This is a genomic window from Maricaulis sp., assembly GCF_030149235.1.
In the GTDB taxonomy this organism is placed as follows: Bacteria; Pseudomonadota; Alphaproteobacteria; order Caulobacterales; family Maricaulaceae; genus Maricaulis.
On sequence record NZ_JASBRW010000076.1, the window covers coordinates 1 to 15,185 of the forward strand.

Genomic DNA, 15,185 nt, shown 5'->3' on the forward strand with positions numbered 1-15,185 from the left:
GGTCCGCTCCCGGCACCTAGAGAACCCGGTCGTTTGTAAACGTCCGGATCTCCTGTCTCGAGCGAGCCGCTGGTTCCAGGAGAATTTTCCAGGCGACGTCCTGTACGCCGTGAAGGCCAATCCTAGCGATTGGGTCATCGATGGCCTGTACGCCGCCGGCACCGACTTTTACGAAGTCGCCTCTCTCAGCGAGATCGAGTTGATCGCCAAACGCCTGCCGCAGGCGCGCATGGCCTATCTGCACCCGGTGAAGAGCCGGTTGTCGGTCCGCAAGGCCTATTTCGATTATGGCGTGCGTATCTTCGCCATCGATTGCGAGGCCGAGCTGGCCAAGATCCTCGAGGAAACCGGCAATGCGCGCGACCTCACCTTGATGGTCCGCCTGGCGGTGTCCAGCGAACACGCCCTGTTCTCGCTGGCCGGCAAGTTCGGCATCGCGGCGGACGCGGCACCGCAGCTGATAAAGCTCGCGCGCGCGCACGCACGGGAGCTCGGTGTCAGCTTCCATATCGGCAGCCAGTGCATGGAACCGGTGGCCTATAGCGGCGCCATGCAGGCGGCATCGCGTCTGATCGCGGCGGCCGGCGTTACCGTCGACATTGTCGATGTCGGTGGCGGCTTCCCCTGCATCTATCCGGGCATGACCCCGCCGCCGATGCAGGATTTCGTCGATGCTATCGAGGCCGCGTTCGAACCGATGCTGGTGCATGACAATGCCCGCCTCTGGTGCGAGCCCGGACGCGCCCTGGTCGCCGAGGCCGAGTCGGTGGTCGCCCGCATCGACCTGCGCAAGGACAACACGCTCTACATCAATGAGGGTAGCTATGGCGCCCTGTTCGACGCGGTGCATGCGAGCTGGCGCTTCCCGATCCGGGCCCTGCGCCAGAACCCGGCCGACCTGACCGGCCTGGACGAGTTCTCGCTGTTCGGACCGACCTGCGATTCCATTGACGCCATGCCGGGCCCCTACGCCCTGCCGGCCGATATCGCCGAGGGCGATTATGTCGAGATCGGCATGCTGGGCGCCTATGGCACCTCGCTCGCCACCGGCTTCAACGGCTTTGGCCAATACGACTACGTCACCGTCGAGGACAAACCCTGTGCCTCGATGTTCGATACTTCAACGTCCGCTCCGGCTGCGTCCGGCGCCTTCATCGATGAGGAATTTGCTCGATGAACATGATCTCCAACATTGATATCCCGCGCGAAACCGAGGCAGAGGCTGCCGACCACTTCATCATGGTCGATGGCAAGGAAGTGGCCGGCAAGCACCTGATCATCGATCTGATCGGCGCCAAGCACCTGGATGATGACGCCCGCATCCGCACCGCCATGGCCGATTGCGTCAAGGCGTGCGGCGCGACCCTGCTGCACCTGCACACGCATGTCTTCACCCCGAATGGCGGTGTCTCCGGCGTGGCCGTTCTGGCGGAAAGCCACATCTCCACCCACACCTGGCCGGAACGCAATTATGCAGCGTTCGACGTCTTCATGTGTGGCGATGCCCAGCCGCACAAGGCCGTTGCCATCCTCAAGGAGGCTTTCGAGGCCGAAGAAGCCCAGGTCAAGACGATCCTGCGGGGCGAAGGCGCATGATCCCGCGCTATTGCTTCAAGGATGATGAGGGCCAGCTCTGGTTCAAAGAAAGCCTGACACCGTCCGTCGGCAATTCCCTGCGCGTCGACAATCTCGTCTATGCCGACGATAGCGACCTGCAGCACATCCTGCTGTTCGACAATGACACCCATGGCCGTATTCTGGCCATTGACGGCCTGGTCCAGGTCTCGCTGTCAGACGAGTTTGTCTATCACGAGATGGTCACCCATGTGCCACTGCTGGCCCATGGCGCGGTCAAGTCCGTGCTCGTCGTTGGCGGCGGGGATGGCGGTGCCATGCGCGAAATCCTGCGCCACCCGCGCGTCGAGCGCGTCGTGCTGGCCGAGATCGATGGCGAGGTCATCGACTTCTCCAAGCAATGGCTGCCGGAAGTGTCCAAGGGCTCATTTGACGATGCCCGCGTCGAGATCAAGATTGTCGACGGCGTCGATTATATGAAGACGGGCGAGGAAAAGTTCGACCTGATCATCATCGACAGTTCCGATCCGGTCGGTCCCAGCGCCGTCCTGTTCACGCGAGAATTCTACCAGTCCTGCCATGACCGCCTGGCCGAGGGCGGCATCCTGGTGACCCAGTCCGGCCTCGCCGCGATCCATTCCGACGTGGTTGAGGACACCTCCAAGAGCTTCAAGGCGATCTTCAAGCATCACGGCTTTTACGGCATCACCGTCCCGACCTTCTCCGGCGGCGTGATGACGCTGGGCTTTGCTACCGATCATGAGGCCAATATCGCCCCGCCTGCCGACACGATCGAGTCGCGTTTCGAGGCCCTGAACATCGACACGCAATACTATACGCCGGCCGTACACCGCGGTGCCTTTGCCCTGCCGCGCTATCTCGACCGCCTGATCCAGCGCTAAGGCGTTTTTGCAAAGCGAATTTGCATTTGCATGCGCAAATTAAGTGGTGACGGCGGCCGTTCGCGGCGTTATGCGGGAAATCCCAAAGGATTACGCCCATGATCGAACTCTTCATCACCGCTTTCGTGACCTTTTTCGTTGCCATCGACCCGCCCGGTGTCGCGCCGATCTTCGGTGCCCTGACCGAAGGTGCGCCGAAATCGCACCGCCGGGCCATGGCGATCAAATCGGTTGTCATCGCCACCGGTGTACTGCTGGGCTTTGCCCTGATCGGGGGCTGGCTGCTCGGCGCGCTGCACATCAGCCTCGACGCTTTCCGCGCCGCCGGCGGCGTGCTGCTATTCCTGATGGCGCTCGACATGATCTTCGAAAAGCGCACCGAGCGCCGTGAAGAACGGGCCGAGAAACTGGCCGGTGAAGACGAGAGCATCGCCGGTACGCATGAGGATATTTCCGTCTTCCCGATGGCCATTCCGATGATGGCCGGACCGGGCGCGATCGCCACCATGATGCTGTTCATGTCGGAAGCGGAAACCCTGCTACACCGTGCGGTCATCATTGGCGGTGCCGGCGCCAACCTCTTGATCTGCCTGTTGGTCTTCCTGGCCATCGGCCCGGTCATGCGCTTCATCGGTGAAAGCATGGCGGCGATGATCACGCGGATCCTCGGTGTCATCCTGGCGGCCTTGGCAGCGCAGTTCATCTTCGATGGAATCAAGGGCGCCCTGCTCACCGTCTAGGGCCCTTTTTCCAATTCCTGTCGAATTTTCACCATCCGGATAACCGGTCATTAGCTCTATTCTGCCATAGTCGTGGTCCAAAGGGGTTTGGACGACGCCTTGCGGGGGAGAAGGAGACCGGGATGGGTATTCGACTCGTCATGCTAGCAGCCGCCGCGCTCACCACAGCCGCCGGCTTTACTGCATCAGCCTATAGTTTGACCCAGGGTCAGACCGACCAGGCCATCGCCTTTGCCTGGCCCTCGCTGGCGATCTCGATCGCCATCGCCCTGATTGTGCCGAAACGCCGTCAGCGCATGGAAGCGGGTGTGAAATAAGGCGCGTAGAGATCCAGCCGCCGGTCGCGGAAAAAGCCCCAAGCGGCGCGATCGCGCTCAATCGCCCGACGGTCAAACTCGGCCACCAGTACACCCGGCTCCGCCCGTCCCAGCTCGCACAGTTTCTCGCCCGTATGATCGGCGATGAAGGATGAGCCGTAAAACAGTTGGCCGTCCTCATCGCCAAATCGATTGGCCGCCACCACCGGGATGACATTGCTCGCCGCATGGCCCTGCATGGCCCGCTGCCAGCGCGCTGCAGTATCCAGCGCGGGGTCCTGCGGCTCGGCCCCGATGGCGGTGGGATAAAGCAGAACGTCAGCGCCAAGCAGCGTCATCGCCCGGGCGGCTTCCGGGAACCATTGATCCCAGCAAATCCCGACACCAACGCGGCCAAAACGCGTCTCCCACACCTTGAATCCGGTATCGCCCGGCCGGAAGTAGAATTTCTCCTGATAGCCCGGCCCGTCCGGGATATGGCTCTTGCGGTAGGTGCCGAGGGCCGAACCGTCCGCATCGAGCATGACGACCGAGTTGTAATAGGCCGGCCCGTCCCGCTCGAAAATCGACACCGGGATGACGACACCCAGCTCGCGCGCCAGCGCGGCCATGTCCGTTACGCAGGGATGCTCCAGCGCCGGATAGGCCGAGGCGAAATGCTCTTCCTCCTGCGTCTTGCAGAAATAGGGCCCCTGGAAGAGTTCCGGCGGCAGGATGATCTGGGCGCCCTGTCCGGCGGCCTCACGGACAAGACCTTCAATGCGTGCGAGATTGGCCTGCAAATCGCCTGACAGGTCCGCCTGAAGGGCCGCGACCGAAAATGTGTGGTTCACCTAGTCGTCCTCGAGAAAGCGCCGGACCCAGCGATCCCCATCGCCCTGCCCGGTCCGCAAATCCATCACTGCCGGCCAAAGCGACCAGGCTGGCCGGTTGTCCGAATTCCACAGCGCCACAAAGGCAAAACCCGTCTCCGGTTCAAGCACGATCTGCGCGCCATAGCCGGAGAGATAGCCCGAATGCATCACCAGGGTGCGCTCACCCCAGTCATAGACCCGCCAGCCGAGCCCGTACCAGGTCGCTGAGACGCGCTCGCGCAACTCGCCGAGACGACGGGTCTCGCGGCGGGTCGGGGTCAGGCGCTGATGGGCCCGGGCGCGGACATCCGCGGGCAGGCCATCGCGCGTGCCGAGCTGGGCCTGGGCCCAGACAATCATGTCATTGAGGGAGAGATTGACCCCGGCGGCCGAAGGCGTGCGGTCATAATAGGTACCGGGATCTCCGGCCTGGTTGGTTGTGCGGCGCCAGCCGCGATGCGGGGCGGCCCAGTCCTCGGCGGCGGTCAGCCCGCTCGCCCCGAGCGAGGCGCTTGGCAGACCGATCCGGTCGAACAATTCGCGCGTCAGCAGCTCGTCATAGCTTTGCCCGGTGGCGTCCTCTGCCAGCACTTCGACTGAGGAAAAGGCAATATTCTGATAGGTATAGCAGCCACCGACCGGACAGATCAGATCAACCCCGGAGAGCCGGTCGCGGATAAAGCCGACCTCGCGCCCGGCCTCGAGCATATTGTCATAGGCGTTGGGCGGCAGGCCGGTACGATGGCTGAGGACCTCGGCAATGGTCGGGCTGCGCTCGCCCTGCAGATCCATCACCTCGGTCGGGACCGGCGCTTCAAGATCAAGCTGCCCCTCCGCCTCGAGCAGGGCGAATAGCGTGCCTGTGAAGGTCTTGGAGACCGAGGCCGCGCGGAACAGGGTGGTCTCGGAGACCTCGCGGCCGCTGCCGGCAGCAGTTTCACCATGGGTATAGACGAAGATCGGCTCGCCCGCCTCGATCACGGCAGCGGCGAAACCGACAATATCCTCATGCGCGGTGACGCGCTCAAAATGGGATTGCAGGCCGCTGAGATAATCAACGACCCTATCGTTTTCGCTCTCGGCCAGAGCCGGAGCGGCAAGACCGCACGACAAGGCGGCAAGACGGGTAATCGCGATCAGACTGGTTCGGAGCACCTGCGTTCTCCCGGGACATGACATGTGACGCAATGAAACGCCCCCCCGCCAGACAGGATAGCGCGTGCGGGCGATCCCGCCACCCTGCGACCCCGGAAAATTCGACGCAAAATCTTTAACGTCTGGTTTTCGCTGGCTGTCCTGTAGACCGGAACGATGACACTTCCAGCTCCATGGACCCAGTTGAGATAGCTCGCCGGCATCAGATCGCCCTCATCATCGAGCACCCGGCCCGGCCCCGGAATGGCGTGGACCTGGAGCTTGCGCCCGCGCGCATCGCGCATGCGCTCCAACTGGCGCCGGATGTCGGCAAAGACCCGGGCCTGGGCATCATCGCCGCCGAAGGGCGCCTGGCAGACCACGACGCCGGGACGGGCGAAACGGACGATATTGTCGATATGACCGTCGGTATGATCAGCGACCATGCCTTCATCGATCCAGAGGACTTTCTCCACCCCGAAGGTTGCTTTCAGTCGCGCTTCGACCTGGGCTTCAGACAGGCCCGGATTGCGGTTTGAATTGAGCAGGCATTGCCGTGTCGTCAGCAGTGTACCCTCGCCATCAAACTCGAACGCCCCGCCTTCGGCGACCAGATCACCGGCGATGACATCGGCGCCGGCATGATCGGCGATGATCTGACCGATCGTGGTGTCGCCGGGATAGAGGTATTTGCCACCCCAGCCATTATGGGTGAAGCGCACGGCCTGGAGGCTGTTGCCCTGACGCACGAAAACCGGGCCGGTATCACGCGTCCAGACATCGCCATAGGGGCGGCGCAGGATTTCCGCCCGCGCCCCGAGCGCCTGGCGGGCCGAAGCTTCGGCCTCGGCGGTCGAGGCATAGACCGTCAGGGACAGGCGCTCGCCCGCTGGTCCGGGCTGGAGCAGGGCCTTGAGGAAGGCAGCATATTCCGGCCAGACCTGGCCCAGCGGCGCAGGCCAGTACTCGGCCGTGGCCGGCCAGCAGGTGTAAAGGCGCTGCGGTGTTTCCGCCTCATGCGGCAAATGGATCGTCGTCATGGCGCGCGGCTCTAGCATGACCCTTGGAAAAAGGGGAGCGCCAAAAGAAGAAGGGCGGCCCGAGAGCCGCCCTTCCCCTGATTATCGCTGTGTTGCGAGTTCTTAGAACTCGTAACGCAGACCGAAGCGGATCTGCCAAACCGAAGCAGCATCGTTCTCGAAGAACAGCTCGCTGCCATCGGCATCGGTTTCGAGGAACTGGTACTCGTAGACACAGGTCGTGTCGACGCCGCAGACCGGGTCGGTCGCGGTTCCTTCGATGGTGTTGCCAGTCGCCGTGTCAACCAGGTTGACACGAGCAACGGTCTCACCGCCGAAGCCCGGACCCTGGACACGGGTGCCCCAGTCGTCGTTCAGTAGGTTCATGACGTTGAAGACGTCCATGGTGAACTTGAAGTTATTGTCACCAACCCACTCGTTCAGATAGCCGATACCCGGCAGTTCCTGCTCGAATGCGAAGTCCCAACGCTGGGTCCACGGTGCGCTGTCGACATAGGTCGGGGTCCAGCCACCCTGGTATCCTTCCAGACCACGGGTCTGGACGAATTCCAGAAGGTCCGCTTCGACGCCCGGGTTCGCGAAGGTCGCGATCGGATCGTTGAAGCCCGTACCAGCCGAGTTGATCACCGGAACGTACAGGTTGTCGTTGTTGCCGTACGGGAATTCACCGTCAGACGCGACACCGAACAGCTGGTCGAAGGAACGCATGCCGTAGCCGAACGGAGAACCGGACTGGATCGTACCGAACAGCGAGAAGCTCGAGGTGTACTCTTTGTAGAAGTCACGCTCGTACTGGAGGAAGATGTTGAACGAGTGCTCAACTTCATTGATCGACCGGTGCGCCGCGATGTTCTGGCGATCCGGGCCCATACCGCCGCGGAAGTTCGAGACCGCACGCGAAGACGTGTACGGCTGTGCATCTTCAACGTCGGAGTAAGCATAGCTCACGTCGAAGCCGAAGCCATTGTCGTAATCCTTGGCAACAGACACTGCGAAAATGTCTGCAGAACCTTCGTCCGAGTTGGTGAGCATGATCGGCGCGCCGTACTCAAGCTCGTTCAGGTTCGGATAGATCGGGCGACCGTCCGGAGCGATACCGGTGCGGCCAATCTCGTCGGTTTCCCAAGCCAGGTTCACGAAGCGAAGCTGGTTGTGAGCCTGCGAACGGACGTACTGAGCGGTGATGTTGTAGTCATCACCCAGACCCCAGCGGTCCAGGTCCAGAGCATATTCTGCGACCAGGGACGCACGCCACTGAGCCGGGATCTCGAAGTTCGGGTCGAAGACACCGAACGCCGGGACGAAGCGGCCATTGGCATTGGCAGCGTTCAGGGCGATCTCATCGAGAGCAACCTGCGGGATCACAGAGCCGTCGAAGTTGGAGATGCCATCTGCGTTACCGCGGAAGGTGAGCGGAACGTAGGAGTTCGCCAGGAAGACGGCCGGGGAACCACCGGAGAAGAGGCCGAAGCCACCACGCAGGGTCAGGCGGTCATTGACGGACCAGTTGAAGCCAGCACGCGGCAGCAGGATGTCAACGCCATCCAGATTGTCACGACCAGAGACACCGTAGAGTTCCTGGAAGGTACGGGTCACACCGCTTTCCAGAGTCACGTCGAGACGTGCCGGCGGAAGATCGTCCTGGGAGAGACGCTCATAGCGCACACCGTAGTTGATCTCGAAGTCCGGAGTGATGGTCCAGGTGTCCTGGGCGAAGAAGGCCCACAGCTCGTAGGAGTACTCGGTGATGCCGTCGGCAATGTTACCGGAACCCGGCAGGTCGACGAAGTACTCGTCGACGTCGCCATTGGCGAAGTCAGTGATGCCGTCGAAGGTTGCAACACCAGCAGAACCCGGAACGAAGACGTTGAGAACAGAGTAGTCCTCGTAACGCATGCCGAAGGTCACGGTGTGGTCGTCGAGCGTGTAATCGCCCTGGAAGTACAGGGTGAAGAGCTCGTCATCGATGGCGTTGGCCTGGTCGAAACGGTCCGGGCCAAGGCGGACATCAACCGGGGAAGAGCCGACCAGGGCGTTGCCGTCGAGACCGTTGGCAGCGAACCACGGATCGTTCGGGTCGATGTCTTCGATGAGGATGGACGCGAAGCTGGAGCCAGCCGGGCCACCGGCTTCACCGATCGGCGTACGACGCTGCTGGGTTTCTTTCTGACCAACGCGCAGGAGGGTCGAGAAGTTGTCATTCCAGTCAGAGATCAACTCGACAGAAACCTGCTCGGTGTTGAGCGGGACCTGACGGGCAGCCGTCGGGAAGTCAAAGGAACCGAAGGAACCGATCTGATCTTCCTGGAGCTCCAGGTAGGTCAGGGTCGCACGGTGGTTGTCGTTGATGTTCCAGTCGAACTTCAGGGTCAGACGCTCGGTGGTTTCGGAGTCGTCAGCCAGACGCTTGTCGCCCGGATCGTAGTTGTAGACCGACTGGGTCAGGCCGCGGATGGCGTCGAACAGAGCGATATCCGTGTCGCCGAGGCGCGGCGTGGACGGGGAAACGCGTTCGAAATCCGAGTAGGAGACGAAGAAGAACAGGGTGTCTTCGATGATCGGGCCACCGACATTGACGGAGATTTCTTCTTCTTCGAAGTTGCCGGCGTCATAGTCGTTGCCGAAAGCACGGTCGCCGACCAGGTCAGCGTCGGTCATGTAGTAACCGATGACACCGTCGAACTCGTTGGTACCGGAGCGGGTTACAACGTTGATGTTGCCGCCCTGGAAGCCGTTGTTGAGAACGGAGAAGTCAGCCACGGTGACGGACACGGACTCGATGGAATCCAGATCGATCGGCGGACGCTGGGACGGGAAAGCACCGCTGGACGCAATACCGAACTGCTCACCGATCTCGATACCGTCGAGAGACAGGGTGTTGAAGTTGCGGCCAACACCAGCGATCGACAGTTCGCCATTACCGAAAGAGGTAACCAGCGGGTCGCGAGCGAGGACGTCGGTGAAGTCGCGCGAGAAGGACGGCTGAGCGTCGATCTCTGCAGCGGTGAAGGCAGAACCGATACCATTGTCCAGCGAGATGGAGTCGAGGCGCTCACCGCGAACGGTGATGATCTCGGTGGCACCAGCAGCAGCCAGCGTGACGCGCAGCGGGGAAGAAGAACCGGCGTTCAGCGAGATACCTTCCAGAATGGCCGGCTCGAAACCGTCAGCCTGGACAACGACGCGGTAAGGGCCACCCACGCGCAGGTTGGCCTGGTTGAACGCGCCGTTGGCGCTCGCAGCCGTCTGAGCGACAGAAGCCGTCGGCAGGTGCGTGATGGTGACAGAAGCACCGCCCACCGGAGCGCCGGAGGCGTCGGTGATGGTGCCGCGAACAGACGCGGTGGTCTGCTGGGCGTAAACAGCCGCCGGGGCTGCAGCCAGGAGCGCAACCGTAGCGGCGCTATAGGCGAATTTTTTAATAAAAGACATGTGTGGATGTCCCCCACTTGAACGACCAACGGGGGCATTTACCCCCAACGAAGCAAGCGCGAACTACGCCGCCCGGGACAACTTTCCAAGACGCTTAAATGAAGCTTTCGTGACACCCTCAGGGTGTTCAAAAAAGTGTCACATTTCGAATTTTCTCGAAACCTACTATATATTGACCACGACACCCCTTCCGAGCAACATATTGTGCTCAAATACCCCTATTAAACACATATTTTTCGGTTTTGTGACTGTAGACTTCCGGACAAAAGCCAATACGCTGCGGCCAAAATGCTACACCTTTTTCGACCCGATTGGATGTCCTGTTAAGATGTCACCCCAGTTTGCCCTTGAGCGGCCAGAATCGGCGCTGCGTGCCGCGCTGATCGTGATCACCGTGTTCACGCTCGGACGCATCATTGCGCTCGCGCTCAGCCCGATCGAGCTCTATGCCGACGAGACCCAATACTGGATCTGGTCGCAAAGCTTTGACTGGGGATATTTTTCCAAGCCGCCGGTCATTGCCTGGGTGATTGCCATCACGACCGGCCTGTTCGGCGACAGTGATTTCGCAGTGCGCCTGGCAGCCCCGCTCCTGCATGGCGCCACAGCCGGCTTCCTGTTCCTGACCGGGCGCACGCTGTGGGACAGCCGGACCGGTTTCTGGATCACCCTGACCTATCTCACTGTCCCCGCGATCTGGCTGTCCGGCGCCGTGATCTCGACCGACACACCGCTCTTCACCGCCTGGAGTGCAGGTCTTTACTGCCTTGCCCTCATGCGACGCAGCCCGTCCTGGCCCGCCGCCATCGGCCTCGGCATCGCCATTGGCCTCGGCTTCATGTCGAAATACGCGATGATCTATTTCGCGCTTGGCACCGGGCTGGCGATCATCCTCGACAAGCCGGCACGCCAGGCGCTTTTGACGCCCTATGGCGCCGCGGCAGCCGCGATCGGCCTGGCTATTCTCGCGCCCAACCTTTTGTGGAATGCGGCGAATGATTTCGCCACGGTTTCTCATACCGCCGCCAATGCCAACTGGGGCGGTGACCTGTTCAAGTTCGACGAGCTGGGAGAGTTTCTTGGCGGTCAGCTCGGCGTCTTCGGGCCGGCCTTCTTCGTCTTGCTAGTCGTCGCGCTCTACCGCGCCGTAAGGGAGCGCCAGGCCTTCGGCGAGCACGCGCTTTTCCTCGCTGTGTTCATCATCCCGGCCCTCATCGCGGTGTCAGCCCAGTCCTTCATCTCACGCGCCCACGCCAACTGGGCCGCCTCGGCCTATATCGCCGGGACGCTGCTGATCACCTGGTACCTGCTCAACGGTCCGCGCTGGCGCCAATATGTGTTGTTCGGCTCGATCGGCTTTCATTCCGTGCTGATGATCACCCTGATGGCCATCGCCGCCTCCCCGGCCCTGACCGAAGCGGCCGGGATGAGCAATTCGACCAAGCGGATCCGCGCCTGGCAGGAAACCGCCGACGTCATCACCGCGGCCGGCATGGACCAGCCCTACACCGCGATCGTGTTCGATAATCGCAATGTGTTCCACCAGATGCAGCGCTATGCCGGCGAACTCGACCGGCCGCTGGCGATGTGGCTGCGCTATTCCGGCCCGGTCAATCACGCCGAACAGAACTGGCCGCTGGCGGAGAGCTTTGACGGCGAGATCCTGATCGTCTCGGAACGGCCGCGGGAAATCCCGCGCATGCGCGAGGATTTCGCCAGCTTCACCGCCGCCGGTGAGATCAGCATCGAACTCGATGGCGACAAGACGCGTGACTTCACGCTCTGGCGCGCCTCCGGGCACCAGCGCATCACGCGGGATGAAGCCTATGAAAACCGCTGGACCGCTGTCGATGCAGCGCGCGATGCTGACTAGCCGGAAAACTCGTCCAGACCGAGCGCGAGGGTCAGGTTCTGCAGTGCTTGCACGGCTGCGCCCTTGAGCAGATTGTCCAGCACCGTCACCACGACGCCGCGCCGCCCGTCCTCGCTGACAGCGAAACCGCCGACCACCGCACCAAGGCGTTCTGCGCCGTCACGCGCTTCCGGGATCTCGTCGCTGACCTCGATCAGCGTTTCACCCTCATAGGCCGCGCGAAAACGGGCGATCAGCGCCTCCCGCGTCATCGCCTCGGAAAAGCTGAGATGCACAGTGGCGACAATGCCCTGGAAGAACTCGGCGACATGCGGGGTGAACTGGACCTCTGCACCGAGATGGCGGGCCATTTCACGCTCATGGATGTGCCCGGTCAGGGCATAGGGCATGAGATTATCCTTCAGCGCCTCAAGGTCATTCTTGCGCGAAGGCTTGGTGCCCGCCCCGGAATAACCCGACACGCCGAACACATGCGCAGCCCCGTCGAGCGCGTTGCGAACGGGCGCGATCGCCAGCTGACCAGCCGTGGCATAGCAGCCCGGATTGGAAATCCGGTGCGATCCGCGGATCGCATCGCGGCCGTAGAGCTCGGGCAGGGCATAGGTCCAGGCGTTATCGAAACGATAGTCAGCCGAGAGATCCACGAGCACCGTCTCGGGCGTCTGCGCCTCGACTGCGGCCACGAAGGGTGCCGCTGCGCCATTCGGCATGGCGAGGATGATCGCATCGACGCCGCGGCCCGCAGCCTCCTCGGCGCTCAGCGCTTCAAACAACAGACCAGCCGGCGCCTCCAGAGCCAGGTCAGTAACCGGCTTGCCGGCAAATTCGCGCGAGCTGGCAAAGGCCAGTTCGAGATCCTCACGCCCGGCCATCAGCCGGATAAGCTCACGCCCTGTATGGCCGCGTGCGCCGATCAGTCCGATGCGTTTCATCGCGGCGGCTCCAGCGTGGCAGGACGGGAAAACACCTCGTCGATGAGCGGCGAGATGGCCGCCGGGTCGAGATCGCCGCGCCAGAACACAGTCCACTCATCGCGGCGCATGGCGCCCTGGCATTGATCGAAATAGAAGCCATTGACCGGGTTGTCGGTCCGCGAGCGCCACAAAAGTTGCGGCGCGTACTCGACGAGGCGATGCCACACCGCCCGGCCCAGCCCCTCGCCGCGAGCTTCATCAAGCACGGCAAACTTGTCCAGATAGATCAGCTCTCCCAGGCGCGTGGTCAGGGCCGCAGCGCGGTAATTCTCGGTAACGAAGGCACGTTCAAGCGCCAGCCCGTCCCAATAGCCCGGCGTGGTCGGCCTTCCAAACGCGGCGCTGACGAGACCGTCGAGGCGGGTCTGGTCCAGGGCCGCCATGCTGTCGACTTCGAGGATCCGCTCACCCTTGCGCACCAGCGTACCGGCACCGGCATGGGTGAAAAGCTCACGAGTGAGCTCGGCCGGCTTGGTGATCGAGACCGAGGAAGTCAGCGGCAGGTCATCGAGCAGGCGCTTGATCTCCTCGATTTTCAGCTGCATGCCCCCGGACACCCAGTCCGCCTTGAGCAAATCCTCGAAATCCGTCGCCAGGTTGATCGAGGAGATGATGTCTCCGTCGGAATCGAGCAGCCCGCCCGTGCCCGTCAGGAAGACGATTTTGTAGGGCTGCAGCGCATGCACCAGGGCGCGCACGGCGCTGTCGGCATTGATATTGACCAGACGGCCATCAGCCGTTTCACCCAGGCAGGTCAGCACCGGGGCCTGTCCGGCACGCGCCGCTGCTGCGACCAGATCGAGATGGATGTTCGACGGCTCACCGACACGCCCCAGCGCCGCTTCATTGACCAGCTCGGCTTCAAACACGCCGGTGGGTATGGAGGCAGCCTGGCCACCGGCGGCGCGGATGGCGTCAACAATGGCCAGGTTGGCCGTGGTCAGGGTCTGGCGGATTACCGGGATGGAGGTCTCGCGCGTGACCCGCAGACCATCGACACGTTCGGTCTCGATACCGGCCTCGCTCAGGGCCGTGTCCAGCTGCGGACCGCCGCCATGCACGACGATGGGCGAGAGGCCGACCGATTGCAGGAAGGCGAGTGCCGCCGCCAGGCTGTCGAGCTCGTCGCGAATGATGGCGCCGCCGACTTTGACGACCGCGAAGCGCTCCTGCTTGAGGCCCGAAAAACGCTTGAGGTATTCGCGGATCTCCTTGCCATCGCGCATGTGCGACAGCAATTGCACTATGGTCTGGCGCATTTCGCCGAAATCCTCACTCATGACGCTTGATCCTGCTGGGCCAGGGCTTCCATCACCGCCTTTTGCACATGCAGGCGATTGCCCGCCTCCTCGATGCCCAGGAAGGCCGGGCTGTCGACGACGGCGTCGGCGATTTTCACATTACGGCGCATCGGTAGGCAGTGGCTGACCACGGCATTATTGGTCAGGGCCATTTTCTCCGGCGTGATCATGAAATCCTTGCCCTTGGCGCGATAGGGCGCCTCGCCCTCCCACTGCCCGAAGAAGGGCAGCGCCCCCCAGCTCTTGGCATAGACCGCATCAGCGCCGGCATAGGCCGCCTCGACATCGCTGGTCACGGTCAGCGAGGCTCCGGCCTCCTCGACAAAGCCCTGAGCGGCGGACATGTAACGCTCGTCGAGGCGATAGACCTCATCGGGGATGAGCATGCGGACATTCATGCCGAACTTGGACGCGATCAGGAGCGCGGAATTGGCCACCGCCGTGTTGAGCGGCTTGGGATGAGGCACCCATGTCAGCAGGAATTCCTTGCCCGCCACATCGCCGAGATGGGCCTGGAGCGCCAGCATCAGGGCCAGTTCCTGGCAGGGGTGGACGATGGTTTCCATATTGATCACCGGCACGGTGGCGTGCTTCGCGAACGCGGTGATCATCGGATCCTCGCGCTCGGCCTTCCAGTCCTTGAAATCCGGGAAGCAGCGAATGGCGATGATATCGACAAAACTGGAGAGCACCCGCGCGGCCTCGCGCACATGCTCTTCCTCGTTCCCGTCCATCACCGCACCATCGGCAAATTCCAACGGCCAGGTCGCGCCCTTGGCGTCGAGCACAATGGCATGCCCGCCCAGCTGATAGGCGCCAATATCAAAGGAGGATCGCGTTCGCAGCGACGGGTTGAAGAACATCAGCGCAATCGCCTTGCCCTCAAGGGCGCGGCTGGTCGCGCCATCCTTGAAAGCCTGGGCGCGATCCAGGAGACCCTGGAGTTCAGTACGGGACCAATCGGCGGTGGTCAGAAAATGGCGCATCGTCATGCCCTTGTGCGAACGGGGTGTACCGGATACGGGCCATAAGACGCTTAAGCC

Annotated in this window: 13 protein-coding genes; 6 read left to right on the forward strand and 7 right to left on the reverse strand. The window is 62.3% G+C overall.

From position 1 onward, the window contains the following. The 5 genes from Q1V51_RS11200 to Q1V51_RS11220 form a co-directional block, all read left to right on the forward strand. On the forward strand, positions 1-1,177 hold a 1,177-nt coding region (locus Q1V51_RS11200), incomplete at its 5' end, for a type III PLP-dependent enzyme (protein ID WP_300556359.1). Next, the gene (gene speD, locus Q1V51_RS11205) at positions 1,174-1,596 is read left to right on the forward strand and encodes an adenosylmethionine decarboxylase (protein ID WP_300530962.1); all 423 of its coding nucleotides are present in this window, start codon (positions 1,174-1,176) and stop codon (positions 1,594-1,596) included. The genes Q1V51_RS11200 and speD, both read left to right, overlap by 4 nt. Continuing rightward, a complete protein-coding gene (gene speE, locus Q1V51_RS11210; RefSeq protein WP_300556361.1) occupies positions 1,593-2,477 on the forward strand; it encodes a polyamine aminopropyltransferase in 885 nt (294 codons plus the stop codon). Before speD ends, speE begins: the two co-directional genes overlap by 4 nt. Before the next feature lie 98 nt (positions 2,478-2,575). Then, entirely contained in the window at positions 2,576-3,217 is a 642-nt protein-coding gene (locus Q1V51_RS11215) for a MarC family protein (RefSeq protein WP_300556363.1), read from the forward strand. A gap of 122 nt (positions 3,218-3,339) precedes the next feature. Next, positions 3,340-3,534 (forward strand): hypothetical protein, encoded by a 195-nt coding sequence (locus Q1V51_RS11220; protein ID WP_300556365.1) that lies wholly within the window; start codon positions 3,340-3,342, stop codon positions 3,532-3,534. Here the strand turns inward: Q1V51_RS11220 and aguB are convergent. The 4 genes from aguB to Q1V51_RS11240 all read right to left on the reverse strand — a co-directional run bounded on the left by aguB (position 3,507) and on the right by Q1V51_RS11240 (position 9,994). Continuing rightward, positions 3,507-4,367: an N-carbamoylputrescine amidase gene (gene aguB / locus Q1V51_RS11225; protein ID WP_300556367.1), complete on the reverse strand. Its 861-nt coding sequence runs from the start codon at positions 4,365-4,367 to the stop codon at positions 3,507-3,509. The two genes, Q1V51_RS11220 and aguB, sit on opposite strands and share 28 nt — an antisense overlap. Continuing rightward, positions 4,368-5,543 (reverse strand): serine hydrolase domain-containing protein, encoded by a 1,176-nt coding sequence (locus tag Q1V51_RS11230; RefSeq protein WP_300556369.1) that lies wholly within the window; start codon positions 5,541-5,543, stop codon positions 4,368-4,370. Further along, positions 5,525-6,562, reverse strand: a complete 1,038-nt coding sequence (locus tag Q1V51_RS11235) for an agmatine/peptidylarginine deiminase (RefSeq protein WP_300556370.1) — start codon at positions 6,560-6,562, stop codon at positions 5,525-5,527. Before Q1V51_RS11235 ends, Q1V51_RS11230 begins: the two co-directional genes overlap by 19 nt. 102 nt (positions 6,563-6,664) lie before the next feature. Then, positions 6,665-9,994: a TonB-dependent receptor gene (locus tag Q1V51_RS11240; protein WP_300556372.1), complete on the reverse strand. Its 3,330-nt coding sequence runs from the start codon at positions 9,992-9,994 to the stop codon at positions 6,665-6,667. Positions 9,995-10,322: 328 nt separating this feature from the next. Here Q1V51_RS11240 and Q1V51_RS11245 point away from each other — a divergent pair, with 328 nt between their 5' ends. Continuing rightward, positions 10,323-11,867 carry a glycosyltransferase family 39 protein gene (locus Q1V51_RS11245; RefSeq protein ID WP_300556374.1) on the forward strand — a complete coding sequence of 515 codons (1,545 nt, stop codon included), beginning with the start codon at positions 10,323-10,325 and terminating at the stop codon, positions 11,865-11,867. Here Q1V51_RS11245 and argC read toward each other — a convergent pair. From argC to Q1V51_RS11260, 3 genes are read right to left on the reverse strand one after another with little or no spacing between them, the layout of a single operon-like run. Continuing rightward, positions 11,864-12,799: an N-acetyl-gamma-glutamyl-phosphate reductase gene (gene argC, locus Q1V51_RS11250; protein WP_300556376.1), complete on the reverse strand. Its 936-nt coding sequence runs from the start codon at positions 12,797-12,799 to the stop codon at positions 11,864-11,866. The two genes, Q1V51_RS11245 and argC, sit on opposite strands and share 4 nt — an antisense overlap. After that, complete coding sequence (locus Q1V51_RS11255) at positions 12,796-14,121, reverse strand: acetylglutamate kinase (RefSeq protein WP_300556378.1); 1,326 nt, start codon at positions 14,119-14,121, stop codon at positions 12,796-12,798. Before Q1V51_RS11255 ends, argC begins: the two co-directional genes overlap by 4 nt. Continuing rightward, the gene (locus Q1V51_RS11260; RefSeq protein ID WP_366522741.1) at positions 14,118-15,134 is read right to left on the reverse strand and encodes an N-acetylornithine carbamoyltransferase; all 1,017 of its coding nucleotides are present in this window, start codon (positions 15,132-15,134) and stop codon (positions 14,118-14,120) included. Before Q1V51_RS11260 ends, Q1V51_RS11255 begins: the two co-directional genes overlap by 4 nt. Positions 15,135-15,185: the final 51 nt, after the last annotated feature.